Origin of the sequence: Streptomyces sp. MMG1121 (assembly GCF_001280015.1) — a bacterium.
GTDB lineage: Bacteria > Actinomycetota > Actinomycetes > Streptomycetales > Streptomycetaceae > Streptomyces.
Map to the genome: position 1 here is coordinate 395,704 of NZ_LGDV01000001.1, position 26,191 is coordinate 421,894.

Here is a 26,191-nt window from a genome sequence, read left to right on the forward strand (position 1 = left end):
GCACCGTCGAGGTTGACGGAGTCGAGCCGCCCGGGGGGTGTCCTCGCGCGCTGCCCGGCTCCCCGCAGGAGAGGCAGTCGCCGACCATGAACGTCCGCAGCAGTGCCGCGGCTCTCGCCGCCGTAGGCGTGCTGGCCGCCGCCGCGCCCGCCACGGCCGCCGGCCCGTCCCCGTCGGCCTCCCCCAAGGCGAGCGTTCCGGCCGGCCTGTACGGCACGTCCGACCCGAAGTACGACGGCGTCTGGCGCCAGTCGCTGACGCTGATCGCGCAGCGCACGCTCGGCTACCGGCCGGCCGCGAAGGCCGTCGACTGGCTCGCCGGCCAGCAGTGCGCCGACGGCTCCTTCGCCGCCTTCCGCGCCACCCCGGCCCAGGCCTGTGACAGCAAGGCCACGGTGGACTCCAACAGCACGGCCGTCGCCGTACAGGCGCTGAAGGCGGTCGGCGGGCACGGCGCCGCGGTCGGCAAGGCGGTCGACTGGCTGAAGTCCGTGCAGAACAAGGACGGTGGCTGGAGCTACTACCCGGGCACGGCCAGCGACACCAACTCCACCTCCGTCGTCGTCGGCGCGCTGGCCGCGGCCGGCCTGGACCCGGCGTCCGTCCGCAAGTCCGGGAAGTCCCCCTACGACCTGCTGGCCGCCTGGTCCATCCCCTGCGACCAGGACGGCGGCGGCGCCCTCGCCTTCCAGCCGGACAAGAAGGGCAAGCTGGCCGCCAACGCGGACGCGACGGCCGCCGGCGTACTGGGCGCGCTCGGCAAGGGGTTCGTCGTCGAGGCGGCCAAGGCGCCCGCGCAGGAGGCGTGCGCCAAGGCCGCTCGCCCCACTCCGGCGCAGGTCGCGGACAACGCGGGCGCGTATCTGGCGGCGGCCGTCGCCAAGACCGGGCATCTGCAGTCCGTGCTGCCGGGAGCCGGGAGCCAGCCGGACTTCGGCAACACGGCGGACACGGTCGTCGCGCTCGCCGCGGACGGCCGCACCGAGCAGGCGAAGAAGGCGTACGACTGGCTGGAGAAGAACGCCGACCAGTGGGCGGCGCAGAGCGGCCCCGCGGCGTACGCCCAGCTGATCCTCTCCGCGCACGCCGTCGGCGCGCAGCCCGGTGACTTCGGCGGGACCAGCCTGGTCCGCTCCCTCAACGCGCTGGGACCGGCGCCGAGCATGGACTCCGCCACGCAGCGGACCGAGAAGTCCGACGACAGCTCGCACACGGGCGTCTGGTGGATCGTCGGGGTCGGTCTCGTCGCGGGCATCGGCATCGGCTTCCTGCTGAGCGGCCGGAAGAAGCGGCAGCCGTGACCGCGGTCCGCCGCGCCACGAGCCTGCTGCTGGCCGCGTTCGTCCTGCTGGCCGGCGCGGTGGCCGGCGCGGCCCAGGCGCACGCCGCCGGGTACCGCTACTGGTCCTTCTGGGAGCGGACCGACGGCCGCTGGGACTACGCCACGCAGGGCCCCTCGATCGTCCGTCCCGACGACGGCACGGTCCAGGGCTTCCGGTTCGCGGTCAGCGCCGACTCGGCCGACGCGAGCCGGCCGCGCGGCACGGCGGACTTCGGCACCATCTGCTCGGCCACCCCGGCCAGGTCCGGGACGAAGCGGGTGGCGCTGGTCCTCGACTTCGGCACCCCGGCGGACGCCCCGTCCGGCGAGAGTCCGCCGGCCGGGCGCACGGCCTGCGCCCGCGTGGCCGACGACGCGACGACGGCGGACGCCCTGGCCGCCGTCGCCAAGCCGCTGCGCTACGACACCAACGCCCTGCTGTGCGCCATCGCCGGGTATCCGCACAAGGGGTGCGGTGAGCAGGTGGCCGCCGGCCAGAAGGGCGGCGGCGGCAAGGAGAAGAGCGGCGGCTCGGACAGCGGGCCCTCGCTGGGCCTGCCGATCGGCGCGGGTGCGGTGGCTCTGCTGGCGGGCGCGGCGGTGTGGCAGTCGCGACGGCGGCGCAATGCCTCCGGCTGACCCCGGGCCGTCCGTGGCCGGTCGCGCCCCGGCGGCGGTGGCCGCACACCAGACGTGGGCCCCCGCCCCTTCGAGGCGCCGGACCACCCTGCACCCCGGGGCCTGGTGGCTCTGGGCCCTCGGGCTCGGCACCGCGGCCACCCGCACCACCAATCCGCTCCTGCTCGCCCTCCTCATATCCGCGTCCGCCTACGTCGTCGCGACGCACCGCTCGCCCACCCCCACCGCCCGCTCCTACACCGCCTTCGCCAGACTCGCCCTCGCCGTCCTCCTCATCCGCCTGCTGTTCGCGGTGGCGCTGGGCTCCCCCATCCCCGGCACCCACACCCTCCTGAACCTCCCCGAGGTCCCGCTCCCCCACTGGGCGCAGGGCATCCGTCTGGGCGGCAGGGTCACCGCCGAGGCGCTGGTCTTCGCCGCGTACGACGGGCTGAAGCTCGCCACGCTGCTGATCTGCGTCGGCGCGGCGAACGCCCTCGCCAGTCCGGGCCGGCTGCTCAAGTCCCTGCCGGGCGCGCTGTACGAGACCGGCGTGGCCGTGGTCGTCGCCCTCACCTTCGCGCCGCACCTCGTCGCCGACGTCCAGCGGCTGCGCGCCGCGCGCCGGCTGCGGGGGCGTCCGGACCGGGGCCTGCGCGGGCTGCTCCAGGTCGGACTGCCGGTCCTGGAGGGCGCGTTGGAGCGTTCGGTCGCGCTCGCCGCCGCGATGGAGGCCCGGGGCTACGGCCGCAGCGCCGAGGTGCCCGCCCGGGTCCGCCGTACGACGGCTGCGCTCACCCTCGGCGGCCTGCTGGGCGTGTGCGCGGGGACGTACGGGCTGCTCACCGCGGAGGGCGGTACGTACGGGCTGCCGGTGCTGCTCGCCGGGGTGGCCGCCGCGCTCGCGGGGCTGAAGCTGGGCGGCCGGCGCTCACTGCGCACCCGGTACCGCCCGGACCCGTGGGACGCGCGGGCCTGGCTGGTGGCCGGTTCCGGCGCGGCCGTCGCCGCGCTGCTGACGCTCGGCGCCGCCCGCGATCCCGAGGCCCTGCACCCCGGTGTCGTCCCCCTCGTCGCGCCCACGCTCCCGCTCTGGCCGGCCGCGGCCGTGCTGCTCGCCCTCCTGCCCGCCTTCATCGTCCCCAGGGAGCACGCGTGATCCGCTTCGAGGAGGTCAGCGTGACGTACGACGGCGCGGCCCAACCCACTGTCCGGGGCGTCGACTTCGAAGTGCCGGAAGGTGAACTGACGCTGCTCGTCGGCCCGTCCGGGGTCGGCAAGTCGACCGTGCTCGGCGCCGTGAGCGGGCTGGTGCCGCACTTCACCGGCGGCACGCTGCGCGGACGCGTCACCGTCGCCGGCCGCGACACCCGGACCCACAAGCCGCGCGAACTCGCCGACGTGGTCGGCACGGTGGGCCAGGACCCGCTCGCCCACTTCGTCACCGACGTCGTGGAGGACGAACTCGCCTACGGCATGGAGTCGTTGGGGCTCGCCCCGGAGGTGATGCGGCGCCGCGTGGAGGAGACCCTGGACCTGCTCGGCCTCGCGGGACTGCGGGACCGCCCCATCGCCACCCTCTCCGGCGGCCAGCGCCAGCGCGTCGCGATCGGCTCGGTCCTCACCCCGCACCCCCAGGTGCTGGTCCTGGACGAACCGACCTCGGCGCTGGACCCGGCCGCGGCGGAGGAGGTGCTGGCGGTGCTCCAGCGCCTGGTGCACGATCTCGGCACGACGATCCTGCTGGCCGAGCACCGGCTGGAGCGCGTGATCCAGTACGCCGACCGCGTCGTCCTCCTCCCTTCCCCCGGTGCCGCGCCGGTCGTCGGCTCCCCGGCCGAGGTGATGGCGGTGTCCCCCGTCTATCCCCCGGTGGTGGGCCTGGGCCGTCTGGCCGACTGGTCCCCCCTCCCGCTGACCGTCCGGGACGCCCGCCGCCGCGCCGGTGACCTGCGAGAACGCCTGGCCGGCTCGGCGGCGGCGGACGCGGGGGCGGCACCCGCCCCCGAGGGGACCCCCCCCGCCCCCGCCGCACCCCGGCGTCTCTTCCGGCGCCGCCCCTCCCCGCTCCCGGAGACCGCGCAGCCGCACATCGCCGAGGTCCGCTCCCTCTCCGTCCGCCGCGACCGCATCGACGCGCTGCGCCAGGTGGACCTGACCGTCGCCCCCGGCGAGACGATCGCCCTCATGGGCCGCAACGGCGCCGGCAAGTCCACCCTGCTCGGTTCGCTGGTCGGACTGGTGGCCCCCGGTGCCGGAAGTGTCCGCGTCGGCGGAGCCGTACCCCACCGCACCGCGCCCCCCGCCCTCGTACGCCGCGTCGGCCTGGTCCCCCAGGAGCCGCGTGACCTGCTGTACGCCGACACGGTCGCCGACGAGTGCGCGGCGGCCGACCGGGACGCCCGCGCCGAGCCGGGGACGTGCCGGGCGCTGGTGTCCGAACTGCTGCCGGGGATCACGGACGACACGCATCCGCGCGATCTGTCCGAGGGGCAGTGTCTGGCGCTCGCCCTGGCCGTCGTCCTGACCGCCCGGCCGCCCCTGCTGCTGCTCGACGAGCCGACGCGCGGCCTGGACTACGCGGCCAAGGCCCGCCTGGTGACCGTGCTGCGCGGCCTCGCCGCCGAGGGGCACGCGATCGTGCTGGCCACGCATGACGTGGAGCTGGCGGCCGAGATCGCGCACCGGGTGGTGCTGCTCGCCGAGGGCGAGGTGATCGCCGACGGACCGACGGCGCACATCGTCGTCTCCTCGCCGTCCTTCGCACCCCAGGTGACGAAGATCCTCGCCCCGCAGCAGTGGCTGACGGTGGCCGAGGTGCGGGAGGCACTGGGATGACGCCCGCCACCGGTACATCCCCGACACCCCGGCCGCACGCCGTCCGGCTGCGCCCCCGCTCGCTCGCCGCGCTGGCGCTGGTCAGCGCCGTCGGCGTGGTCGGCTTCGGCTGGCCCTTCCTCGCTCCGCCCGCCTCACAGCTGAGCGCCCACGCCCAGGACGCGCCCTGGCTCTTCGCGGGCCTGCTGGTGCTGCTGGTCGCGGTCGTGGCGGCGACGATCTCCGAGTCGGACCTCGGGCCGAAGGCCGTGGCCATGCTGGGCGTGCTGGCCGCGACCGGGGCCGCGCTGCGGCCGATCGGGGCGGGAACGGCCGGGATCGAGCCGATGTTCTTCCTGATGGTGCTCAGCGGCCGGGTACTGGGCCCCGGCTTCGGCTTCACCCTGGGCTCGGTGACGATGTTCGCGTCCGCCCTGCTCACGGGCGGGGTCGGGCCGTGGCTGCCGTTCCAGATGCTGTCGATGGGCTGGTTCACGATGGGCGCCGGGCTGCTGCCGGGCCCGGTCCGGCTGCGCGGCCGTGCCGAACTGCTGCTGCTGGCGGTCTACGGCTTCCTCGCCGCCCTCGCCTACGGCACGGTCATGAACCTGGCCGGCTGGCCCTTCCTGTCCGCCGCCGCCTCGAACATCTCCTTCGACGCCCATGCCTCCGTCCCCGCCAACCTGGCCCGTTTCCTCGCGTACTGCCTGGCCACCTCGCTGGGCTGGGACCTGGGCCGGGCGCTCTGCACGACGGTGCTGACCCTGGCCCTCGGCCCGGCCGTGCTGCGCGCGCTGCGCCGGGCCACCCGGCGGGCCGCGTTCGAGACCGCGGTCACATTCGGCGCCCAGGAACACTCACACGACGGACACGGCGCCTCACACAGCGGCACGACAGCGGTGAAGCACCCCACATGACCCAGATCACCTACGATCCGGGCCAGTAGTGCTAAATGTCCGATACGTCCCCTCGGGCACCCCCACTGACCTGCGCATGGAGACCCGCACCACAGAGGCACCTTTCCTCATCGATCCGGCCACAACTAGTAAAAGGGGTCATTGCGGCCAGCCCTCGAGCCTGTTTCTCTGGAGCACGTCGCCAGGCGCCTCGAGCCCACCCGGGCCGCGGCGCCGACGTATGGGACCAGGCACGAACAAGTGGTCCACGACATGCGGGCGATCCCCTGTCCCCGACGCAAGAGGTGCTCCGTGTCCGTCTCCTTCATCCGCCGCATCGCTTCCCCGAAGAAGGCCCTCACGACCGCCGCCGTGGCCGCCGCCACCGCCGGTCTGGCTCTGACCGCGGCGCCCGCCCAGGCCGCGACCCCTGCCTCGGCCTCCTCCGCCCAGGCGATCGCGCACAAGATGATTCCGGACGCCGCGCAGTTCAACGCGTTCAGCAAGATCGTCTCGCACGAGAGCGGCTGGAACCCCTCCGCCACCAACGGCTCCTCCGGCGCCTACGGCCTGGTCCAGGCCCTGCCCGGCTCGAAGATGGCCTCCGCCGGTGCCGACTGGAAGACCAACCCGGCCACCCAGATCAAGTGGGGCCTGGACTACATGAACTCCCGCTACGGCAGCCCGGTCAAGGCCTGGAGCTTCTGGCAGGCGAACGGCTGGTACTGAGCCGACCCTCCGTCGAGGCTCCCGCCGCCGAGCCGGCGCGCGATCCGAGCAACCGCACCCTCGCCCCTGCCGGGCGAGGGTGCGCGCGTATGTCCGGGCATCGCCGATCCCCGCCGGGACGCCGCAGACGCACGAATTCATCGTGTCGTGTCGTATGCCCGTGGTGGAGTGGTCACCACCCTGCCCGTCCGGCCGCCCGGAGGAAGCATGACGACGGCACCGACAGCGCCGCTGCCCGCACCGGACCCGGAGCTGCACGGGCTGCGGCTCGTGGTCGTGCTCCTGGTCCTGACGGTGGTCAGCGGGCTGATCGACGCCGTCAGCTATCTGGGCCTGGGCCGGGTCTTCACGGCCAACATGACCGGCAACGTGGTCGTCCTCGGCTTCGCGGCGGCCGGTGCGCCCGACTTCTCGGTCCCGCACACGGCCACCTCGCTGGGCTGCTTCCTGCTGGGCGCGGTGACCGGCGGCCGGCTCACGGCCCGCGTCGGCAAGGGCTCGCGCCGCCGCCGGACCCGCCTCACCCTCACGGCGGAGGCGGTCCTGGTGGCCATGTCGGCGGCGGTCGCCTTCGCCTGGCCGCACGCCACCGGCAAGGTCTACGCCCTGATCGCCCTCACCGCGTTCGCGATGGGCCTGCGCAACGCCACGGTCCGCAAACTGGGCATCCCCGATCTGACGACCACCGTGCTGACGATGACCCTGACCGGCCTGGCCTCCGAGTCCCGGCTCGGCGACGCCACCGGCCACCGCTCACCGCGCCGCACGGCAGCGGTGATCGCCATGCTCGCCGGCGCCTGCCTGGGCGCGTGGCTCGTCCTCCACCACGGCCTCGGCATCCCCCTGCTGATCGCGGCGGCGGCATCGGCCGTACTGGCAGCGGTGGCGTCCGGCCGGGAGTGAGGACGGCCACGGACGCCGACCGTGGGTGATGCCTCTTCTCAGCCGGAGGCGACCCGGAGTTCCTTGACGCCGTTGATCCAGGCCGAGCGCAGCCGCCGGGGCTCCTCCGTCAGCCGCAGGCCGGGCATGGCCTCGGCGAGGGCGTTGAAGATCAGGTCGATCTCCAGGATCGCGAGGGACTTGCCGAGGCAGAAGTGGGGGCCGCCACCACCGAACCCGAGGTGGGGGTTGGGGTCGCGGGTGATGTCGAAGGCGTCCGGGTCGGCGAAGACCTCCGGGTCGTGGTTGGCGGAGGCGTAGAACAGCCCGACCCGGTCCCCCTTCTTGATCCGTACGCCGCCCATCTCGGTGTCCTGGGTGGCCGTGCGCTGGAAGGCGTTGACCGGGGTCGCCCACCGCACGATCTCCTCGGCGGTCGTCGCCGGCCGCTCCCGCTTGAAGAGGTCCCACTGCCCGGGATGGGTGAGGAAGGCGTGCATCCCGTGCGTGATGGCGTTACGGGTGGTCTCGTTCCCGGCCACGGCGAGCATCAGCACGAAGAAGCCGAACTCGTCGGAGTTCAGGTTGCCCTCGTCCTCCGCCGCCACCAGGGTCGTCACGATGTCGTGCGCCGGGCACTGCTTGCGCTCGGCGGCCATGTTCATCGCGTAGGCGATGATCTCGACGGCCGACTGGGCGCCGACCTCCTCCGTGATGGCGTACTCGGGGTCGTCGTAGGCGATCATCTTGTTGGACCAGTCGAAGATCTTGGACCGGTCCTCCTGGGGGACGCCGATCAGCTCGGCGATGGCCTGCAGCGGCAGTTCGCAGGCGACCTCGGTGACGAAGTCGAAGGATCCGGAGCGGTCACGGGCGGCGGTGACGATCGCCTCGGCACGCGCCCGGAGCCGCTCCTCCAGGGCACGGATGGAACGTGGCGTGAAGCCCCGCTGCACGATCTGCCGGACCCGCGTATGTTCCGGAGGATCCATGTTGAGCAGGATGAGGCGCTGTGCGTCGATCGCGTCGCGCTGGATGTGCTCGTTGAAGCGGATGATCGCGGTGTTGAGGGTGGAGGAGAAGAGTTCGGGGTGCGTGGAGACGTACTTGACGTCCGCGTGCCGGGTCACGGCCCAGTAGCCGGTGTCGGCGAAGCCCGCGACGCCGTGCGGCTGCGGGATCCAGCGGACCGGTTCGGCACGGCGCAGCTCGGCGAACTCCGGGAGGGGCACGCGGTGGTGGAGCAGGTCGGGGTCGGTGAAGTCGAACCCGTCGGGCAGCGCTGGACAGGGCATCGGTGACTCCCAGCCATCTGACGGACCATCAGCGAGTGTCGTGAACGTAGTAACGGGTTCTACAAGTCGCAAGGGGTACGGCAGCCCCAATCGGTGCGGAAGTCGTGCAGATCGAGCCCTCGGCGCCTGCAAGACCCTTGCGGTGATGGACATCACGTCAGCAGACTGCTCAACAGAACTAGAACGCGTACTAGTTCTGGAGGAGAGCCCTCTCGGAGAGGACCCGCACCCATGGCCGCCGAACCCGTGATCGTCGAAGCCGTCCGCACCCCGATCGGCAAGCGCGGCGGCGCGCTCGCCAACCTGCATCCCGCCTATCTGCTGGGCGAGACCTACCGTGAACTCCTCGGCCGCACCGGCATCCCCGCCGACGCCGTCGAGCAGATCGTCGGCGGCACGGTCACCCACGCCGGCGAACAGTCCATGAACCCCGCGCGGACCGCCTGGCTGGCCATGGGCCTGCCGTACGAGACGGCCGCGACGACCGTCGACTGCCAGTGCGGCTCCTCGCAGCAGGCCTCGCACATGGTGGCCAACATGGTCGCGGGCGGCGTCATCGACGTCGGCATCAGCTGCGGTGTCGAGGCGATGTCCCGCGTCCCCCTCGGCTCCGGCTCCAAGCACGGCCCCGGCAAACCGTTCCCCGACGAGTGGAACGTCGACCTGCCCAACCAGTTCGAGGCGGCCGAACGCATCGCCCGCCACCGGGGGTTGACCCGCGAGGACGTCGACGCACTCGGCCTGCGCTCCCAGGAACGGGCGGCCCTCGCCTGGGCGGAGGAACGTTTCAAGCGGGAGACGTTCGCCGTGCAGGTGCCGACGACCGAGGAGGAGCAGTTCGCCGGGCAGGGCATGTGGCGCCTGGTGGACAAGGACGAGGGCCTGCGGGACACCTCCCCGGAAGCCCTGGCGGGCCTGAAGGCGGTGATGCCTTCGGCGGTGCACACGGCGGGCAACTCGTCCCAGATCTCCGACGGCGCGGCGGCCATCATGTGGGCGTCGAAGCGGATGGCCCGCGCCCTGAAGCTGAAGCCGAGGGCCCGTATCGTCGCCCAGGCCCTGGTCGGCGCCGACCCGCACTTCCACCTGGACGGACCCGTGGACGCGACGCGCGCGGTGCTGGGCAAGGCGGGCATGTCCTTGAAGGACATCGATCTGGTCGAGATCAACGAGGCTTTCGCGTCGGTGGTGTTGAGCTGGGCCCAGGTCTTCGAGCAGAACCTGGAGAAGGTCAACGTCAACGGCGGTGCGATCGCCCTGGGCCACCCGGTCGGAGCGACGGGCGCCCGCCTGATCACCACCGCCCTGCACGAACTGGAGCGCACGGACAAGGAGTTCGCACTGATCACGATGTGCGCGGGCGGTGGCCTGGCCACCGGGACGATCATTCAGCGGCTGTAGACGAGCTCCAGTTGACGAAGGTGGTGAAGGTGGCGCACTGGCCGCCCTGGTCGCTGCTGTACGACGACTTGCGCCACGCGAGCGGGCCGAGCGGAGCGCACTCGACGCACTGCCCGCCCTGGTCGCCGCTGTAGCTGGACTTACGCCACTTGCTCTCCATAGCGGTCCTCCATCACGCGCCGGATCAACTCCGCCGAGTCCTTGAGGGAGAGTGCGGAGGCTTGCAGGTGATCGCAACGGAGCGAGCACTCATTGACCGTTTCCGGGTTCGCCGTGGGATGCCCACTTCGGAAGCTCTCGGTGTAGAGGATGGTCAGATCATCACCGAACCGGTAGAGGTCGAACGAGCCGGTCAGCCCCGCGTGCGCTCCGGCAGAAAGGGGCAGCACCTGAATATTGAGCCGGGGGTTGTCCTCAAAACTCAACAAGTGAGCCAGTTGACCTCGCATAGTCTCCCGACCTCCGATCTCCAAGTACAGGGCAGCCTCGCTGAGGACCGCCCAGAAGACCGGCGGTACCTTCTTCTCGAAGACGTTCTGGCGCGCCAGCCGGACGGCCGTGCGGTCGTCGAGTTCATCTCGGTCCACCGCTCCGAGCACCGCACGGGCGTAAGCCGGAGTCTGGAGCAGACCGAGGATCATGTGCGTCTGGAAGGAACAGATCTCCGCCGCCCGCACCTCCAACTCCGCCACCTGCTGGAACCACGCCGGAAGCTGGCTTCGCATCACCAGCGGATGGAGCCGCGTCAGTAACCCGCCCGTGCACAGCGCCGCGTCCGCCCGCTGGCTGAAGTCCAGCGTCGGCAGCTTTCTGGCCGTCTCCACCTGGCCGACCATCGACCCCGTGTAGTTGATGACGTCCCCGAACTGCCGCTGAGTCAGCCCCGCCGCTTCCCGGTACCGGCGCAGCTCGAAGCCGTAGTAGTCGAGCGGTGAGGCGCTGGGGTCGAGGGCGTTGATGTTCACCATGCCAAGTCCCCTCCCGGACCTGTTGTGTTCGTCCGGTTGCCCAGCGTAGTGACACCAGGTCAGCCTCGCCCTGTGACCTCAATATTCCCCGCACTCCCCAGTACCGCCTGCGCCTCACCGTCGGCGACCACTCGGTACGCCACATCCGCCGCATCGCCCGCTCGCTGCTCCACGAATGGGGGCTGGCGGAGCTGACGTTCGCCGTGGAGCTGGGCCGGAGTGAGCTGGTCACCAACGTCGTACGGCACGTTCCCGACCGGCGCTGCACCGTGCTGCTCGTACGGCAGACCGCCGGTGTCCGGGTCGAGGTGGCCGACGGGTTCCCCCAACTGCCGGAACAGCTACTCCAGTTGGACCTCGATTCGGAGGGCGGCCGGGGTCTCGCGCTGCTGGATGCCGTGGTCGGCAAGTGGGGCGTGACCCCGTGGGTGCTGGGCCATAAGACGGTGTGGTTCGAGTGCGGTCACGTGCTGCCGACGCTCACCTTCTCTGCCTCCTCCTGGGCGCCTGTCACCGCTGTGACCATCTTCGCCCGCGGCCCCTGCAGCAGATACGACAGCCCGAACCCCGCGCTCACCACCGCCGCGCCGCCCACCGCGTCGAGGACCCAGTGGTTGCCGGTGGCGATGATGGCCGAGACGGTGAAGAGGGGGTGCAGGAGGCCGAGGGCCTTCATCCACCACTTCGGGGCGATGATCGCGATGACCACGCCGCACCACAGGGCCCAGCCGAAGTGGAGCGAGGGCATCGCCGCGTACTGGTTGGTCAGCGCGGTCAGGGTGCCGTAGTTCGGCTTGGAGAAGTCCTGGACGCCGTGGACCGTGTCGATCATGCCGAGGGTGGGCATCAGGCGCGGCGGGGCCAGCGGGAAGAGCCAGAAGCCGATCAGGGCGAGGAAGGTGGCGAAGCCGAGGGAGGCGCGGGCCCAGCGGTAGTCGACGGGGCGGCGCCAGTACAGGACGGCGAGGACCGTCAGCGGCACCACGAAGTGGAAGGACTCGTAGTAGAAGTTGAAGAAGTCCTTCAGCCAGCCGATCTTCACGACGGCGTGGTTGGCCCAGTGCTCGATGTCGATGTGCAGGAAGCGTTCGACGTCGAGGACGATGCGCCCGTGGTGCTCGGCCCGCGCCCGGCCCCCGGAGATGGTGCCGCCGGTCGCGGCGAGCCGGACCTGCTGGTAGGCGGCGTAGACGACTCGGATGAGCAGCAGTTCCAGCAGCAGGTTCGGCCGGGTCAGGACCCGGCGCAGGACGGGGATCAGCGGGACGCGCCGGAAACGGGTGGGCACCCGCTGCGCGTACTCCGTCGGGATCGCGGTCTGGTAGTAGGGGGACGTCCGGGACAGGAAGGGGACGGCCGTCGCGGCGGCCAGGGCCGCGAGCAGGACCAGGTTGTCCCGCAGCGGGTACACCACCGACATGTTCGGCAGCATCATCTTCGCCGGGAGCGTGGTCACCAGGACGACCGCGACCGGCCAGACATAACGGTCCGAGACCCGCTTGCCGACCCGGCCGACCACCGCGAGCAGCACCCACAGCAGCTGGTACTGCCAGGCGGTGGGCGAGACGGCGATGGCGGCACAGCCGGTGATCGCGACGGCGAGCAGCAGCTGGCCGTCGGCCGCGTAGTGGACCGCGCGGCGCATGGCGAGGGCCGCGACGGCGGCGCTCAGGAGGAAGAAGACCGCGATCTCCAGGGGACCGGTGAGGTCGAGGCGGAGCAGGGCACCGTGCAGCGACTGGTTGCCGAGGGCGTCGGCCTTGCCGCCGAGGCCCACCCCGGCCATGTGGTGCACCCAGTACGCGTACGAGTCGTGCGGCAGCGCGGCCCAGGCGAGCGCGGTGCAGGCGGCGAAGGTGCCGGCCGAGCTGAGCGCGGCCCGGCGCCGGCCGGTGAACCACACCAGCGGGGCGAACAGCAGCATCGTCGGCTGGAGGGCCGCCGCCAGGCCTATGCACAGGCCGCTGGCGCGCTCCCCGCGCACGGCGAACAGGCCGAGCAGGACCAGCAGCACCGGAATGATGCTGGTCTGGCCGAGCCACAGGGCGTTGCGGACCGGCAGCGACAGCATGAGCAGGCTGACCGCGACCGGCGCGGCCAGCAGGGACGTACGGCGGCTGACCGGCTGGGGCAGCGCGCGGGCGGCGAGCAGGCCGAGGGCGACGACCAGCAGCAGGGTGCCGAAGGTCCAGCCCCAGCCGAGCGCGGCCTGCGCGGAGCGGGTCAGGGGCTTGAGGACCAGCCCTCCGAAGGGGGTGCCGGTGAACCGCGTGGAGTCGTAGATCGAGCCGTTCACATGCAGGACGCCGTGCGGGCCGACCCAGGTCTCCAGGTCGGTGAGCCGCTCTCCGCTCGGGGTGCTGAGGACCACGGCCACCTGCCGTACCGCGAGGATCGCGGCCACCGCCCACAGTCCCAGCCGGGCGGCGCGCAGCCGTGCTCCGGTCGTGGCCTGCCCGAAGGCATCCGTCGGTCGCCCGCTGTGCTCCACGTTCGCCACGCCTCGTCGGCCTCCCGCCCCGTTCGTACCGGCGCCGTATACGCCACGTTCTTCTGTGAACCCTATGAGGCTCGCAGACCCCTCGGACAGAGACGCGGGCAACCCCCGATTCACCTGACGTCCGTCCTACTTTTGTCCGGATGACGTTAGTCCGGGGTCCATGCGGTTCCGCGGGCGGGGCGCGAGAAGGATCACAGCGGCGGGGTGGCATGAACGGCCCCGAGCGGGCAGACGTCCCTGCGTACGCACCATTTAGCTGCACTGTGCAACGATGCGCGTACGGTACGTAAGGGACTGAAACCCACCTATGGTCGTTTTTCGGCCCGTTTCCCGGCAGCGCCGCCGGACGGACCGCGTCCCCGTTCCCGTCGAGAGGTAGGCGAGCCCCGTTTTGGCGAGCGCCACAGCTGTCACCCCGCACCTGAAGACCCCGCGGGCCGCGAAGGCCCCCACCGACGCCACCGTCACCGACCCCGCGCTCGTCAAGCGCGCCGTGAAGGCGGCGGCGCTCGGCAACGCGATGGAGTGGTTCGACTTCGGCGTCTACAGCTACATCGCGGTCACCCTGGGCAAGGTCTTCTTCCCGTCCGGAAACCCGACCGCGCAGTTGCTGTCGACGTTCGGCGCCTTCGCGGCGGCGTTCCTGGTCCGTCCGCTGGGCGGCATGGTCTTCGGTCCGCTGGGCGACCGCGTGGGCCGGCAGAAGGTCCTCGCCGTCACGATGATCATGATGGCGGCGGGCACGTTCGCGATCGGCCTGATCCCGTCGTACGCCTCGATCGGCGTGGGCGCGCCGCTGCTGCTGCTGGCCGCCCGGCTGGTGCAGGGCTTCTCGACCGGTGGTGAGTACGCGGGCGCGTCGACGTTCATCGCCGAGTACGCGCCCGACAAGCGCCGGGGCTTCTTCGGCAGCTGGCTGGAGTTCGGCACGCTGGCGGGTTACATCGGCGGCGCGGGCCTGGTCACCCTGATGACCGCGCTGCTCTCGTCCGAGGACCTGCTGTCCTGGGGCTGGCGGATCCCGTTCCTGATCGCGGGCCCGATGGGCATCATCGGCCTGTATCTGCGGATGCGGCTGGAGGAGACCCCGGCGTTCGCGGCGGAGGTCGAGAAGGCCGAGGCGGAACGGCCGAAGGTGCCGCTGCGCGAGATGGTGGCAGGCCAGTGGAAGGCACTGCTGCTGTGCATGGGCCTGGTGCTGGTCTTCAACGTCACCGACTACATGCTGCTGTCGTACATGCCGAGCTATCTGACCAGCGAGCTGAAGTACGACGAGACGCACGGGCTGCTGGTCGTGCTGGGCGTGATGGCCCTGATGATGATCGTCCAGCCGTTCGCGGGCGCACTGACCGACCGGGTGGGCCGGCGTCCGGTGATCGCGGCGGGCTGCGCGGGCTTCCTGTTCCTGTCGGTCCCCGCCCTGCTGCTCATTCGCCAGGGCAGCCTGCTCGCCGTCGCGCTGGGCATGGGCGCGCTGGGCCTGCTGCTGGTCTGCTTCACGGCGGCCATGCCGGCCGCGCTGCCCGCGCTCTTCCCGACCCGGGTGCGGTACGGCTCCCTGTCCATCGGCTTCAACGTGTCGGTGTCCCTGTTCGGCGGGACGACTCCGCTGGTCGTGACCGCGCTGATCGGGGCGACCGGGAACATGATGATGCCCGCGTACTACATGATGGCCGCGGCTGTCGTGGGCGGGTTCGCGGTGTGGCGGATGTCGGAGTCGGCCGGGCGGCCGCTGCCCGGTTCGGCGCCGGCGGTGGAGCAGCGGTAAGCGGCTGTGTGCCGTCTGTGCACATGTGACTGTGTTTCAGTCACGGAGGTTCCGTGAACGGCCGATGAAGATGATCACGTTGTCTTCGTTTCTGATGTCGCGCTAGCCTCGCGCCCGACCACTTATTTTTGCTTTACATCTGTGCATGGGGGACTGCAGATGTTCTTTCGTCATGCCGTCACCCGTGCCGGGAAAGGAATTCGGGTGACTCCTGGCATACGCAGGATGCTTCCCGTCGCGGGGATCGCTGCCATCGTCGCGCTCGCGGGCACTCCGGTGCTCGCGAGCGCCGACCCGCAGCCGACCGGGGGAACCGCAGGGGCCACGCCGCCGTCCGCGGTGGAGGACTACGCCTATCCGGACGCGGATCAGATCCAGAAGGCTCAGGGCATCAAGCTGATCAAGGGCGACGGGCACATCACCCTCGCCGCGTGCGACGACTCGGGCTCGCAGATCAAGGTCATGACCGTGCAGGGCCCCAGCGGCAACCCGCAGGGCGCCTACTGCTTCAGGGCGAGCGGCAAGAGCGGCTATCTCACGCTCGAACTCTCGCGGATCTTCGCCCTGGAGACCGCCGACCACCCCATCAGCGCCGACCTTCGGCCGCAGGCCGACCCCACGGCGCCCGCCAAGACAGTCACCGTGGACAAGAACGGCTACCAGAGCGTGGGTGAGGGGGCCGCCGGTGGCGCACCGAGCGTCCTGCTCCAGCTGCGCGTCACCGGCTGACCCCGCCCGCCCCGACTCTTCCCGTTCTCGCACGACCATGAGGAACTTCATGTCCGGCTCACGTCCGCGCACCGCGTGGACCGGCGGCCTTCTCGCCGCCACGTCGTTGGCCGCCGCCGCCCTGACCGCCGCCCCCGCGACCGCCGTATCGGGCCCGCAGGCCCCCGACACCGTGTCCGCCGCCACCGCCCGGCTCGACATCGGCGGACAGCGCGGCTGTTCGGCCACCCTGGTGGCCCCGCAGTGGCTGCTGACCGCCGCCAGCTGCTTCACCGACACCCCCGGCGCCACGCTCACGCCCGGCGCACCGAAATCGAAGACGACGGCCGCCCTCGGTGGCAGCGCCCAGCAGGTGGTGAACCTGGTGCCGCGCACGGACCGCGACGTGGTGATGGCCCAACTCGCCAAACCCGTCACCGGTATCACCCCCGTCCCGGTAGCGGCCGCCGCGCCTGGTGCCGGGGACGAGGTCCAGGCCGCCGGGTACGGGCGCACCCACGACGAGTGGGTGCCCGACCAGGTCCACGCGGCCGCCTTCACCGTCCAGAACACCGCCGCCACCACCCTCGATCTGGCCGCCAAAGCGGACGGCGCGGCGATCTGCAAGGGCGACACCGGCGGTCCCGTCCTCACCGCCACCGGAGCGGTCGTGGGTGTCAGCAGCCTGTCCTGGCAGGGCGGTTGCCTGGGCAGCGACCCGGCCGAGACCCGCACCGGCGCGGTGGCCGCCCGGGTCGACGACCTCGCCTCCTGGGTCCAGCAGGTCGCCTACGCCCCCGTCTTCGCGGCCGCCCCGTGGAAGCACGCCGTGCAGCTGACGGCCGGCTACTACGCGGGCGACTCCGCCGGCGGTACCCGCCACATGGACCTGATCGTCGTCTGGGACGACGGCGAGGTCACCCTCTACCAGGGCGGCTACGGCAACGACCCCGCCCGCCCCTTCGCCGCGGAACACCAGCTCATGCCGGGCAAGAGCATCTGGACCCACGCCGTCGACGTGACCGGCGTCAACACCGGCGGCGGCACCGACGGCGTGGTGGTCCGCTGGTCCGACGGCGAGATGACCCTCTACACCACGGTCGATGCCAAGGGCTTCCACGGCGAGAAGCAGCTCGCCGCGCCGAACACCGCCGTGTGGAAGGACGACGCCCAGCAGCTGACCGGCGGCCGCTTCACCGCGAACGGCCGGCGTGACGACCTGCTGGTGACCTGGAAGGACGGCCACGTCTCCGTCTTCAGCGACCTGGCGGTCAACGGGCTGAAGAAGCAGACCCAGACCGTCGCCAAGAACAACACCTGGCCCTACGCCGAGAAACTCGCCACCGGCTCCTTCACCGGCAAGGACACCGACGACCTGCTGGTGCGCTGGACCGACGGCGAGACGACCATCTACCCCGGCATGACCGGCAAAGCCCTGCCCGGCGAGATCAAGGTCCGGCCCGCCAAGTCGTACTGGACCAACGCGGCCGCACTCACCATCGGCGCCTTCACCACCAACACCACCGCCAACGACATCCTCGTCCGCTGGAACGACGGCCACCTCAGCTACTTCACCGGCGTCGACGCCAAGGGTCTGCACGACGAGATCCAACTCGCTCCGGCCAACTGACCGGTCCGGCACAGCCCTTGAGGAGCGGCCCGCCCCGGGACACCCCGGCGGGCCGCCCCTCGGGCATCCCACCGCGCCCGCCCGGCCCCTGACCAGGCTCGCGGCCCGGCCGGCGCACACCTTAGAACCATCACACACGAATAGAGTCCGCAGTGACACATCCACGACGCCCACGGCGCGTGGTGGCAGGCACACGGCACGCGATCCGCGCGCTGTGTCTGGGCCTGCTGCCCGGCGCGCTCGTCCTGGGCCTGCTGGGACCCACCCCCGCCCGGGCCGACGACCCGGCACCGACGGACACCACCGGCATCGGCACCACTCTTCCCGACACCGACCGCGCCAAGGTCGTACGACTGTGGGAGACCGGCGGACCCGGCGTGAAAGCCGCCGCCGAAGTCGCACTCGTCAGCGGTGACGACGACGTCAAGAAGTTCCTGGACCAGGCCTCGGGCCTCCAGTTCCAGGACGACCGCGTCGCCGCCGCCCAGGTCGCCGACGTCGGCGGCCTCAGTCTCCAGGATGCCGCCCGCAAGGCCCTCGACAGCGATTCGCCCGACGTCCTGAAGGCGTTCCTGAAGGACGGCTGGGAGGCACCGCTGGCACAGGACCAGCGGGTCCGGGTCGCCCAGATCATCGACGCGGGCGGCCCCGAGGTCCAGAAGGCGGGCCGCGCCGCGCTCGACGGCACGCCCGACGACATCCGGAACTTCCTCGCCAACGGTCAGTTCGACACCCGCGAGCAGGACGAGCGGGTCGAAGTCGCGCAGATCATCTCCGTCGGCGGATCCAACGTGCAGGCGGCCGGCCGTCTGGCCCTGAACGGCACCGCCGCCGAGATCCACGAGTTCCTCCAGGTCGGCCAGTACGTGGCCCGCGCCCACGACCAGGAACACGCCACCATCGCGCAACTGGCCGACCAGGCGCAGCGGGCGGGCAGAATGGCCCGGCAGCAGACCGAGGCCGCCAAGGACGCGTCGAAGCGTGCGGTGAACGCGGCCCAACTGGCCAAGGCGGCGGCGGAGAAGGCCGCCGAGGAGACTCAGAAGTCGAAGTCGGACTCGCAGACCGCCGCCGCCGACGCGGCCCGGGCCGCGAGCGCCGCCAGCCAGGCGGCCACGGCCGCGCAGACCGCCATCGCCGCGGCGCAGGCGGCCGACTCCGCGGCCCGTGTCGCCGCCAGTGCCGCCTCGCAGGCTGCGAGCGCCGCCGTCGCGGCGTCGCAAGCGGCTTCCCGCGCGGGCAAGGCCGCCGCGGACGCCGCCATCCACTCCGACCAGGCCGGCGCGGCCCGCAAGGCGGCGCAGGACGCACGGGACGCCGCCAAGGGTGCCCGCGCCGCGGCCGATGCGGCCGCCGCGGCGGGCGCGGCCGCCACCGACGCGTCGGCGGCCGCACGCGACGCCTCGAAGGCCGGTGCCGACGCCGACGCCGCGGCCGACGCGGCGGACCAGGCCAACACCTACGCCGACCAGGCCCACGCCCACTCCGACGCGGCGGCGAGCGCTGCGGCCGCGGCGCATCGCCACGCCCGTGAGGCGACCCGCGCCTCGAACGCCGCCGACTCACTGGCCCGCGAGGCCGCGTCCGCGGCGAACGACGCCCACGACGCCGCCGAGGCCGCTGCCGACCACGCGGAGAACGCCGCCAAGGCTGCCGACGACGCGGCCGAGCACGCGGGAGAGGCGGCGAAGGCCGCGGCCCAGTCCAAGGTCCACGCCCAAGCCGCCCAGCACGACGCCGACGCCGCCACCACGGCGGTGAACCAGGCCAAGAAGGTCTTCGATCTGGCCCGCCGCGTCGACGCGGAGGAGCTGACGGCACGCACCAACGCGGGCATCGCGCACGCCCTGGATCTCAAGGGGCAGGAAGAGCAGCACGACGCCGACCGGGCAGCCGCCGTCCAGCAGGCCAAGGATCTCGACGCGCAGGCCCAGCACCTCAGCGAACAGGCCACGGCGGACGCGGACGCGAAGACCCTCGCTCCCCAGATCCGCAAGGTGGCGCTGGGCATCCTCAAGACCGGCAGGCCCTGGAGCCGTGCCGCCGCCGAGGAAGCGCTGGCCGGCTCCGACGACGACACGCTCGCCTACATCCGCACCGCCTGGAAGCTCTCCGCCCAGCAGGACGACCGCGCCCAGGTCGACAAGCTGGCCCTGACGGCCGGTTCGGCGGACGTCCGCAAGGCTGCGGGCGACGCTCTCAGCGGCGACGCCGCGGCGATCAGCGCCTTCCTGTCCACCGGCCAGTACCAGGCCGTGTCCCAGCGGATGCGGGTCTCCATCGCCCAGATCATCAGCGGCGGCGGCCCCGTGGTGCAGCAGGAGGGCAGGAAGGCCCTCGACTCCGACTCGCCCCAGACGATGAGCCGGTTCATCACCGCCGGCCAGTCCCAGGCCCGGATCCAGGACGAACGCGTCCGCGCCGCGCAGCTGGCCGACAGCGGCGGGCCGGAGCTGAAGTCCGCCGCCCGTATCGCGCTCGAGGGCCCGTCGGACCTGCTGCACAGCTTCATCCAGGTCGGCCAGTACCAGGCCCAGCGCAAGGACCTGCTCGACGCCACGCACGTCTCCCAGGTACAGCAGCTCATCGCGCAGGCCGCGAATGTCGCCGCCACCGCCCAGCAGGACGCGGCCGAGGCAGCCGGGGCCGCCGCCCTCGCGGCCAAGGCGGCCACCGAGGCAGCCGGCTACGCCCAGCAGGCCAAGCAGCACGCCGCCGACGCCAAGAACTACGCCGCCCAGGCCGCCGGCTACGCCAAGGACGCCGACGCCTCCGCCGCCCGTGCGGCGCAGTCCGCGAAGGCCGCCCGCCAGGCGGACGCCCAGGCCCAGCAGGCCGCCGCCGACGCCCTCAACTCGGCCACCGCCGCCCACGACTCGGCGAACTGGGCATCGACGTCCGCCGCCGGTGCGTGGACCTCCGCCAAGCAGGCCCGCGCCTCGGCCACCGCGGCGGGCAAGGACGCCACCGCGGCGGCCCAGGCCGAGACCGTCGCCTACCAGGTCACCATCGCCAAACAGCAGAGGGAGATGGCCGACCGCTGGAAGGCCTACGAGGCCTGGCAGGAGCAGAACACCAAGGACGACGACGACAGCTGGGTGCCCGACTGGCTGCAGAACGGCCTCGACACGGTCGGCACCTACGCCAACGCGTTCTGGGACAACAGCCCGCAGATCCTGTCCGGTCTCGTCGAGAGCATCGGCAGTGGCTGGCTCACCGACATGGGGTTGCTCGACGGCATCGTCGGCGGGGGCGCGGGACTGCTCCTGTGTCCCGAGACCGGGGGGCTGGGCTGCCTGGCCGCCGGAGGCGCCGTGGTCAGCGGCACGGCCATGGTCGGGGCGGGTATCTACGGCATCGGCGACGGCGCGAGCCGCTTCAGCGACGGTATCGAGAACGCCCTGCGCGAGGCCCGCGCCGAACGGGCCACCTCGGGCGGCAGCGGCCGCCTGTCGGACCCGCTTCCGGACAAGCAACTGTCGAAGCCGTTCCTCAAGGCGTACGACGACATCAAGATGGGCCAGGGCCAGCCGCGGCTCGACGACAACGGTGTGCAGAAGATTTTCAGGGGCGACAACCCGAAGAGGCCTTGGGAAAAGCAATGGGCCGGTTCTCTGGAATTCGAAGTGCCGGGTTCGAAGGACCCGACCAAGACACGTATCCTCATGAAGTTCCTGCCCGACGGCAGGACGGTCATGGGGTGGACCACCGACCACTACGACACGATCAAAAAGTTCACCGCTCCGCACTTCCCCGACGCCGGTTGGAAGTGACCTGAGCCGAGAGCCCAGGGGGACCGCTCGCCTTTCGAGCGGTCCCCCGCCCCGAAGCGGAACAGGAAAGACCAATGATCGCAGATCCGACCAGTGACCGCACTTTGCGCTATGCCGACGAGATCACCCGCGCCGACCAAAACTCGATCCGTCAATTCATCGACGCTCGATTGCAGCCCCATGTGGATGATGCCGAAGGAAATCAGGACAAGTGGGCGGCGGCCTACGGTCTCATGAGCCTGGTGAGCGATATCAACATGTCCCTTGAAATCGAACTGAATCTGCGGGAAAAGCACCCCGAATCGCTGGTTCACCGCCGCGGCGTCCGGCGTGAGTGGAACCGGCTGGCGAGCCTGGCCGGCCGCTGGAACGGGCTCCACGACGGCTACGACCACGACCGCTGGCGGCGCACCCCCTTCCTGGACTCCGAGGAAGAGGCCGCGTGGGAAGCGGAACGTGCGCGGATCATCGCCCACTCCGAGGCGGACGAGGACGCCTCGGACTGATCACGGGCACCGCCCGCCCACTCTGCCGCCCGGTCCACGAGAGGTCGTCGTCCGGGCGGTGGACATCATGCGAGAGTAGCCCCGGCAGGCACCGAACGGCACTCGGGAAAGGCAGCAGCATGAGCGGGTCGCAGCTCTGGGACGACGTCGACGACTACTTCATCAGCCGGCTATCGCCCGACGACGAGGCGCTGCAGGCGGCGCTGCGGGAAAGTGAGGCCGCCGGGCTGCCGCACATCGCCGTGACGGCCGCCCAGGGCAAGTTCCTCCAGCTGCTCGCCCAGGTACAGGGCGCGCGGAACATCCTGGAGATCGGCACCCTCGGCGGGTACAGCACGATCTGGCTGGCCCGTGCCGTCCCCGAGGACGGCCGGGTGATCTCGCTGGAGTACAGCGCCAGGCACGCCGAGGTCGCCGTACGGAACATCGCCCGGGCCGGTCTTGACCGGATCGCGGAGGTGCGGGTCGGGCCTGCCCTGGAATCGCTGCCCAAGCTCGCCGACGAGAACCCGGCCCCCTTCGACCTGGTCTTCATCGACGCCGACAAGGTCAACAACCCGCACTACGTGGAGTGGGCGCTGCGGCTCACCCGCGCGGGCAGCCTGATCGTGCTCGACAACGTGGTCCGCGAGGGCCGGGTCGCCGACGCGAAGAGCGCCGAGCCGGACGTGGTCGGCACGCGTGCCGCGATCGAGCTGATCGCCACCCACCCGCGACTGACCGGTACGGCGATCCAGACGGTCGGCGCCAAGGGGTACGACGGCTTCGCACTGGCCCGCGTGCTCGGCTGACCGGCCCCGGCGCGGGGCTCACACCTCGTGGTAGAAGCCCACGTTGACGCTGCGCGGCGCGGTGCGGTCCTGGACGACGATCTCGCCGGACCCGCCGTGTCGCAGCCGCACCGTCGTGCCGTAGGCGAGCGGCTGCGCGTACTCCCCTGCCGTCAGGCGTACTTCGGCGGACGGCTCGTTCTGCGAACCGCGCAGCCACGTCACCTGCCAGCCGCCGTCCGGGCCGCAGAGGAACTCCAGGTGCACCCGGGAGACGAACAGCCAGTCCTCCGGGGTGACCAGCCGGCACACGGACGCGTCCCGGCCGACCCGGAGCACGGCGCCCGGCTCGCTCGGCGCGTCGGCCATCGTCATGCCGGCCGTGGATCCCGAGTCGGCCCCGGCGACGGTGGCCATGGTGAGTTCGAGCACGCGCGTTCCCCCTGTGACGTGTGATGTCCGCACGGCAGCCGGGTTGCCGGGCCGCCGCCGCATGATAAAACGCCCCGCGAGGCCGCGTCCGGCACAATGGAGCCATGACCGAGCGAAAGCCACCGGGTGTGCCGTTCGAGAACTGGGTCGACAAGCAGATCCGCGACGCGGAGGGGCGCGGTGAGTTCGCGCAACTGCCGGGCGCGGGCGAGCCGTTGCCCGCCGAGGTCGACGCCACCTACGACGAACTGTGGTGGATCAAGCGGAAGATGGCGCGCGAGGGGCTGTCCGTGCTGCCGCCCGCCCTCGCCCTGCGCAAGGAGGCCGAGGACGCGCTCGCGGCGGCGTACGCGGCCCCTTCGGAGCGGATCGCCCGGAAGATCATCGAGGACGTCAACGTCAAGATCAAGGACATGATGTTCAAGCCGCCGCCCGGTCCCCCGCTGGGCAAGAAGCCGTACGACGTCGAGGAGGTCGTCCGGGAGTGGCGTCGGCGCGGAGCGGGCCGCGGTGGGCCCGCATGACGTGGACCATCGCCCCGGAACCGCACGACTCCCCGGTCGCCGCCGCGCTGTGGCGGGCGTACTACACGGAGGTCAGCGACCGCTGGTACGTGCTGCACGAGGGGCACCGCACCGACCCCGATGAGCTGGAGCGGGAGATCGCGGCCCAGATCGGCGCCGAACTCGCCTCGCCCACAGGCCAGTTGCTCATCGGCCGGTACGCCGGCACGCCGGGCGGTTCGGCGGGCGTGCGGCTGCTCGACGCGGACACGGCCGAACTCACCCGGGTGTTCGTCAGCGAGGAGCTGCGCGGCAGGGGCGGGGCCCCGCTCCTCGTGGCCGCCGCCGAAGAGGCCGCCCGCGCCCTCGGTGCCCGGCGGCTCGTCCTCGACACCCGCAGCGACCTCGTCGAGGCCCGCGCCCTGTACGCCCGCCTCGGCTACCGCGAGACCGGCCCGCACAACGACGGCGTCTACGCCGACCACTGGTTCCGCAAGGAGCTGGCCGTGAGCTGACCTTCAGGCGAACCGCGTCGCCGCCGCGACGTCGCGGGGCTGTTCCCGCTCCGAGCCGCACAGTTCGCCGGTCAGCTCCTTCACCAGCTGCGTCAGATCGGTCGAGCGGCCCAGCTGCCACCAGTCGCCGAGGAGTTCGGCGAGGGACTCCTCGCGGGCCGTCGCGAGCCGTTCGGCGGTCTCGCGGCCCGAGTCGGTCAAGTACAGGTCCAGACCCCGGCGTTCGGCGAGGCGCCGTTCCTCGACCTGGCGGGCGGCGGCGAGGACGACCTCGAAGGGGACGGGGCCGCCCTCGGCGAGCACGCCCGGCTCGACCGAGCCGTATCTGCGGATGCGCAGCAGCAGCCAGCTGGCGCCGGGCTGCAGGTCGTAGCCGGCGCGTTCGGTGATCTCCCGGTAGATCTGCCGGCGCCCCTCGCGGGTGCCGAGCACGGACAGCGCGCGGCACACCTCGTCGTAGGAGGAGCGCTGGACCGGGTTGGGCGGGATGGTCTCGGAGGCGTCCGGTGCGGTGACCGAGCCGCGCAGCCGGTCCTCCTTCAGGAACCAGGCCAGCAGGAAGCCGAGGACGGCGACCGGGGCGGCGTACAGGAAGACGTCCGTGATGGAGGACGCGTACGCGTGCAGGGCCGCGGGACGCAGGGCGGGCGGCAGGGCGGCGATGCCCCGGGGGTCGGACTTCAGGGCGTTCGCGGAGGCGCCCGGCGGCAGGCTCAGGCCCCGGAAGGCGGCGGCCAGTTGGTCGCCGAGACGGCTGGAGAAGACGGTGCCGAAGATGGCCACGCCGAAGGAGGCGCCGATGGAGCGGAAGAAGGTCGCGCCGGAGGTGGCCACGCCCAGGTCCTCGTACGAGACCGCGTTCTGCACGATGAGCACCAGGACCTGCATGACCAGGCCCAGGCCGAGGCCGAACACGAAGAAGTAGACGCTCATCTCGGCGGTCGAGCTGTGTTCGTCGAGCCGGTGCAGGAGGAGCAGGCCGATGGCGGTGACGGCGGTGCCGGTGACCGGGAAGACCTTCCAGCGGCCGGTGCGGCTGACGATCTGCCCGGAGATCGTGGAGGACAGCAGCAGCCCGAACACCATCGGCAGCATGTGCACGCCGGACATGGTCGGCGAGACGCCGTGCACGACCTGGAGGAAGGTCGGCAGATACGTCATCGCGCCGAACATGGCGAAGCCGACGATAAAGCTGATCAGGGCGGCGAGGGTGAAGGTGCGGATGCGGAACAGCTTCAGCGGCAGGACCGGTTCGGCGGCCCGGCGTTCGACGGCCACGAAGGCCACGGCCAGCACGACGCCCAGCACGGCGAGCCCGATGATCTGCGCCGAGCCCCACGCCCAGGTCGAACCGCCGAGGGAGGCGACCAGGACCAGGCAGGTGGCGACGGCGGCGATCAGGAAGGTGCCGAGATAGTCGATGACGTGGCGGGCGGCGCGGCGCGGGATGTGCAGGGCGGTGGCGATCACGGCGAGCGCGACGACGCCGACGGGCAGGTTGACGTAGAACACCCAGCGCCAGCTCAGCTGCTCGGTGAACACCCCGCCGAGCAGCGGGCCCAGCACGCTGGTCGCACCGAAGACGGCGCCGAACAGCCCCTGGTAGCGCCCGCGTTCACGCGGTGGCACGATGTCGCCGACGATCGCCATCGACAGCACCATCAGCCCGCCGCCGCCCAGGCCCTGCAGGGCCCGGAACCCGATCAGCTCGCCCATGTTCTGCGCCATGCCGCACAGCGCCGAGCCGATCAGGAAGATCACGATGGCCGTCTGGAACAGCCGTTTCCGGCCGTACTGGTCGCCGAGCTTGCCCCACAGCGGGGTCGCCGCGGTCGAGGCCAGCAGATAGGCGGTGACCACCCAGGACAGATGCTCGAGACCGCCGAGTTCGCTCACGATCGTCGGCAACGCGGTCGACACGATGGTCTGGTCGAGCGCGGCGAGCAGCAGCCCGAGGAGCAGGGCGCCGATCGGGACGAACACATTGCCGGGGACGTGTTCGCCGTCCTTCACGTCCTTCTCCGTACCGTGCGTGTCGACGGCCATGGAGACCTCCCGGAGACTCGCGTGCACCTCTTCCATCGTCGTCGGTGTGGCCGTTTATGGCCTGTCGAGTCCCGCGTTTCCGGGAGCGGATGCGGAGAAGATGCGCATAGTCT

Annotated in this window: 21 protein-coding genes and 2 pseudogenes; 17 read left to right on the top strand and 6 right to left on the bottom strand. The window is 71.8% G+C overall.

Annotation, left to right across the window (positions count from 1 at the left end):
* Positions 1 to 86 precede the first annotated feature (86 nt).
* The 7 genes from ADK64_RS01805 to ADK64_RS01835 all read left to right on the top strand — a co-directional run bounded on the left by ADK64_RS01805 (position 87) and on the right by ADK64_RS01835 (position 7,284).
* Complete coding sequence (locus ADK64_RS01805) at positions 87 to 1,301, top strand: prenyltransferase/squalene oxidase repeat-containing protein (RefSeq protein WP_053654181.1); 1,215 nt, start codon at positions 87 to 89, stop codon at positions 1,299 to 1,301.
* On the top strand, positions 1,298 to 1,960 hold the full coding sequence (locus tag ADK64_RS01810) for an SCO2322 family protein (protein ID WP_053654183.1): 663 nt from the start codon (positions 1,298 to 1,300) through the stop codon (positions 1,958 to 1,960). The genes ADK64_RS01805 and ADK64_RS01810 overlap by 4 nt, the downstream gene beginning before the upstream one ends.
* A complete protein-coding gene (locus ADK64_RS01815; protein ID WP_107092895.1) occupies positions 1,947 to 3,098 on the top strand; it encodes an energy-coupling factor transporter transmembrane component T in 1,152 nt (383 codons plus the stop codon). Before ADK64_RS01810 ends, ADK64_RS01815 begins: the two co-directional genes overlap by 14 nt.
* Positions 3,095 to 4,777 carry an ABC transporter ATP-binding protein gene (locus ADK64_RS01820; RefSeq protein WP_053654185.1) on the top strand — a complete coding sequence of 561 codons (1,683 nt, stop codon included), beginning with the start codon at positions 3,095 to 3,097 and terminating at the stop codon, positions 4,775 to 4,777. The genes ADK64_RS01815 and ADK64_RS01820 overlap by 4 nt, the downstream gene beginning before the upstream one ends.
* Entirely contained in the window at positions 4,774 to 5,673 is a 900-nt protein-coding gene (locus ADK64_RS01825; protein WP_234384427.1) for an ECF transporter S component, read from the top strand. The genes ADK64_RS01820 and ADK64_RS01825 overlap by 4 nt, the downstream gene beginning before the upstream one ends.
* A 291-nt stretch (positions 5,674 to 5,964) precedes the next feature.
* Complete coding sequence (locus ADK64_RS01830; protein ID WP_053654187.1) at positions 5,965 to 6,381, top strand: transglycosylase SLT domain-containing protein; 417 nt, start codon at positions 5,965 to 5,967, stop codon at positions 6,379 to 6,381.
* 207 nt (positions 6,382 to 6,588) lie between these two features.
* Positions 6,589 to 7,284 carry a YoaK family protein gene (locus tag ADK64_RS01835; RefSeq protein ID WP_053654189.1) on the top strand — a complete coding sequence of 232 codons (696 nt, stop codon included), beginning with the start codon at positions 6,589 to 6,591 and terminating at the stop codon, positions 7,282 to 7,284.
* Positions 7,285 to 7,322: 38 nt separating this feature from the next.
* Here the strand turns inward: ADK64_RS01835 and ADK64_RS01840 are convergent, their stop codons facing one another.
* Positions 7,323 to 8,558, bottom strand: coding sequence for a cytochrome P450 (locus tag ADK64_RS01840; RefSeq protein ID WP_053654191.1), 1,236 nt, complete (start codon positions 8,556 to 8,558; stop codon positions 7,323 to 7,325).
* A 231-nt stretch (positions 8,559 to 8,789) separates the two neighbouring features.
* Here ADK64_RS01840 and ADK64_RS01845 point away from each other — a divergent pair, with 231 nt between their 5' ends.
* Entirely contained in the window at positions 8,790 to 9,959 is a 1,170-nt protein-coding gene (locus ADK64_RS01845; RefSeq protein WP_053654193.1) for a steroid 3-ketoacyl-CoA thiolase, read from the top strand.
* A 34-nt stretch (positions 9,960 to 9,993) separates the two neighbouring features.
* Here ADK64_RS01845 and ADK64_RS01850 read toward each other — a convergent pair.
* Both ADK64_RS01850 and ADK64_RS01855 read right to left on the bottom strand, forming a co-directional pair.
* A pseudogene (locus ADK64_RS01850) lies at positions 9,994 to 10,119 on the bottom strand (DUF397 domain-containing protein); the annotation flags it as partial.
* Positions 10,100 to 10,927 (bottom strand): helix-turn-helix domain-containing protein, encoded by an 828-nt coding sequence (locus ADK64_RS01855; RefSeq protein WP_053654196.1) that lies wholly within the window; start codon positions 10,925 to 10,927, stop codon positions 10,100 to 10,102. The pseudogene ADK64_RS01850 and the gene ADK64_RS01855, both read right to left, overlap by 20 nt.
* A gap of 143 nt (positions 10,928 to 11,070) precedes the next feature.
* On the opposite strand from ADK64_RS01855, the pseudogene ADK64_RS48875 reads away from it, so the two are divergent.
* Positions 11,071 to 11,319, top strand: a pseudogene (locus tag ADK64_RS48875) (ATP-binding protein); the annotation flags it as partial.
* A 71-nt stretch (positions 11,320 to 11,390) separates the two neighbouring features.
* Here ADK64_RS48875 and ADK64_RS01865 read toward each other — a convergent pair.
* Complete coding sequence (locus ADK64_RS01865) at positions 11,391 to 13,427, bottom strand: bifunctional glycosyltransferase 87/phosphatase PAP2 family protein (protein WP_053654200.1); 2,037 nt, start codon at positions 13,425 to 13,427, stop codon at positions 11,391 to 11,393.
* Between the two features lie 391 nt (positions 13,428 to 13,818).
* Here ADK64_RS01865 and proP point away from each other — a divergent pair, with 391 nt between their 5' ends.
* The 6 genes from proP (at position 13,819) to ADK64_RS01895 (ending at position 22,603) form a co-directional block, all read left to right on the top strand.
* On the top strand, positions 13,819 to 15,195 hold the full coding sequence (gene proP / locus ADK64_RS01870; protein WP_053654203.1) for a glycine betaine/L-proline transporter ProP: 1,377 nt from the start codon (positions 13,819 to 13,821) through the stop codon (positions 15,193 to 15,195).
* 204 nt (positions 15,196 to 15,399) lie between these two features.
* A complete protein-coding gene (locus tag ADK64_RS01875) occupies positions 15,400 to 15,924 on the top strand; it encodes a hypothetical protein (RefSeq protein ID WP_234384428.1) in 525 nt (174 codons plus the stop codon).
* 49 nt (positions 15,925 to 15,973) lie between these two features.
* Entirely contained in the window at positions 15,974 to 17,533 is a 1,560-nt protein-coding gene (locus ADK64_RS01880) for a S1 family peptidase (RefSeq protein WP_053654204.1), read from the top strand.
* Between the two features lie 179 nt (positions 17,534 to 17,712).
* Positions 17,713 to 21,306: an ALF repeat-containing protein gene (locus ADK64_RS01885; protein WP_053654206.1), complete on the top strand. Its 3,594-nt coding sequence runs from the start codon at positions 17,713 to 17,715 to the stop codon at positions 21,304 to 21,306.
* 74 nt (positions 21,307 to 21,380) lie between these two features.
* Entirely contained in the window at positions 21,381 to 21,812 is a 432-nt protein-coding gene (locus tag ADK64_RS45760) for a hypothetical protein (protein WP_159046141.1), read from the top strand.
* A gap of 119 nt (positions 21,813 to 21,931) precedes the next feature.
* The gene (locus ADK64_RS01895) at positions 21,932 to 22,603 is read left to right on the top strand and encodes an O-methyltransferase (protein WP_053654210.1); all 672 of its coding nucleotides are present in this window, start codon (positions 21,932 to 21,934) and stop codon (positions 22,601 to 22,603) included.
* Between the two features lie 18 nt (positions 22,604 to 22,621).
* On the opposite strand, the gene ADK64_RS01900 is transcribed toward ADK64_RS01895, so the two are convergent.
* Positions 22,622 to 23,014, bottom strand: a complete 393-nt coding sequence (locus ADK64_RS01900) for an FHA domain-containing protein (protein WP_053654212.1) — start codon at positions 23,012 to 23,014, stop codon at positions 22,622 to 22,624.
* Positions 23,015 to 23,118: 104 nt separating this feature from the next.
* Here ADK64_RS01900 and ADK64_RS01905 point away from each other — a divergent pair, with 104 nt between their 5' ends.
* Complete coding sequence (locus tag ADK64_RS01905; protein WP_053654215.1) at positions 23,119 to 23,538, top strand: DUF1992 domain-containing protein; 420 nt, start codon at positions 23,119 to 23,121, stop codon at positions 23,536 to 23,538.
* Positions 23,535 to 24,032, top strand: coding sequence for a GNAT family N-acetyltransferase (locus ADK64_RS01910; RefSeq protein ID WP_053654419.1), 498 nt, complete (start codon positions 23,535 to 23,537; stop codon positions 24,030 to 24,032). The genes ADK64_RS01905 and ADK64_RS01910 overlap by 4 nt, the downstream gene beginning before the upstream one ends.
* Before the next feature lie 3 nt (positions 24,033 to 24,035).
* Here ADK64_RS01910 and ADK64_RS01915 read toward each other — a convergent pair whose 3' ends face one another.
* On the bottom strand, positions 24,036 to 26,078 hold the full coding sequence (locus ADK64_RS01915; RefSeq protein ID WP_053654216.1) for an MDR family MFS transporter: 2,043 nt from the start codon (positions 26,076 to 26,078) through the stop codon (positions 24,036 to 24,038).
* Positions 26,079 to 26,191 lie beyond the last annotated feature (113 nt).

Coding starts and splice junctions, on each gene's coding strand:
- ADK64_RS01805 (WP_053654181.1), top strand. CDS start 87: ATGAACGTCCGCAGCAGTGCCGCGGCTCTCGCCGCCGTAGGCGTGCTG.
- ADK64_RS45760 (WP_159046141.1), top strand. CDS start 21,381: ATGATCGCAGATCCGACCAGTGACCGCACTTTGCGCTATGCCGACGAG.
- ADK64_RS01815 (WP_107092895.1), top strand. CDS start 1,947: ATGCCTCCGGCTGACCCCGGGCCGTCCGTGGCCGGTCGCGCCCCGGCG.
- ADK64_RS01835 (WP_053654189.1), top strand. CDS start 6,589: ATGACGACGGCACCGACAGCGCCGCTGCCCGCACCGGACCCGGAGCTG.
- ADK64_RS01825 (WP_234384427.1), top strand. CDS start 4,774: ATGACGCCCGCCACCGGTACATCCCCGACACCCCGGCCGCACGCCGTC.
- ADK64_RS01895 (WP_053654210.1), top strand. CDS start 21,932: ATGAGCGGGTCGCAGCTCTGGGACGACGTCGACGACTACTTCATCAGC.
- ADK64_RS01910 (WP_053654419.1), top strand. CDS start 23,535: ATGACGTGGACCATCGCCCCGGAACCGCACGACTCCCCGGTCGCCGCC.
- ADK64_RS01855 (WP_053654196.1), bottom strand. CDS start 10,927: ATGGTGAACATCAACGCCCTCGACCCCAGCGCCTCACCGCTCGACTAC.
- ADK64_RS01845 (WP_053654193.1), top strand. CDS start 8,790: ATGGCCGCCGAACCCGTGATCGTCGAAGCCGTCCGCACCCCGATCGGC.
- ADK64_RS01880 (WP_053654204.1), top strand. CDS start 15,974: ATGTCCGGCTCACGTCCGCGCACCGCGTGGACCGGCGGCCTTCTCGCC.
- ADK64_RS01915 (WP_053654216.1), bottom strand. CDS start 26,078: ATGGCCGTCGACACGCACGGTACGGAGAAGGACGTGAAGGACGGCGAA.
- ADK64_RS01905 (WP_053654215.1), top strand. CDS start 23,119: ATGACCGAGCGAAAGCCACCGGGTGTGCCGTTCGAGAACTGGGTCGAC.
- ADK64_RS01840 (WP_053654191.1), bottom strand. CDS start 8,558: ATGCCCTGTCCAGCGCTGCCCGACGGGTTCGACTTCACCGACCCCGAC.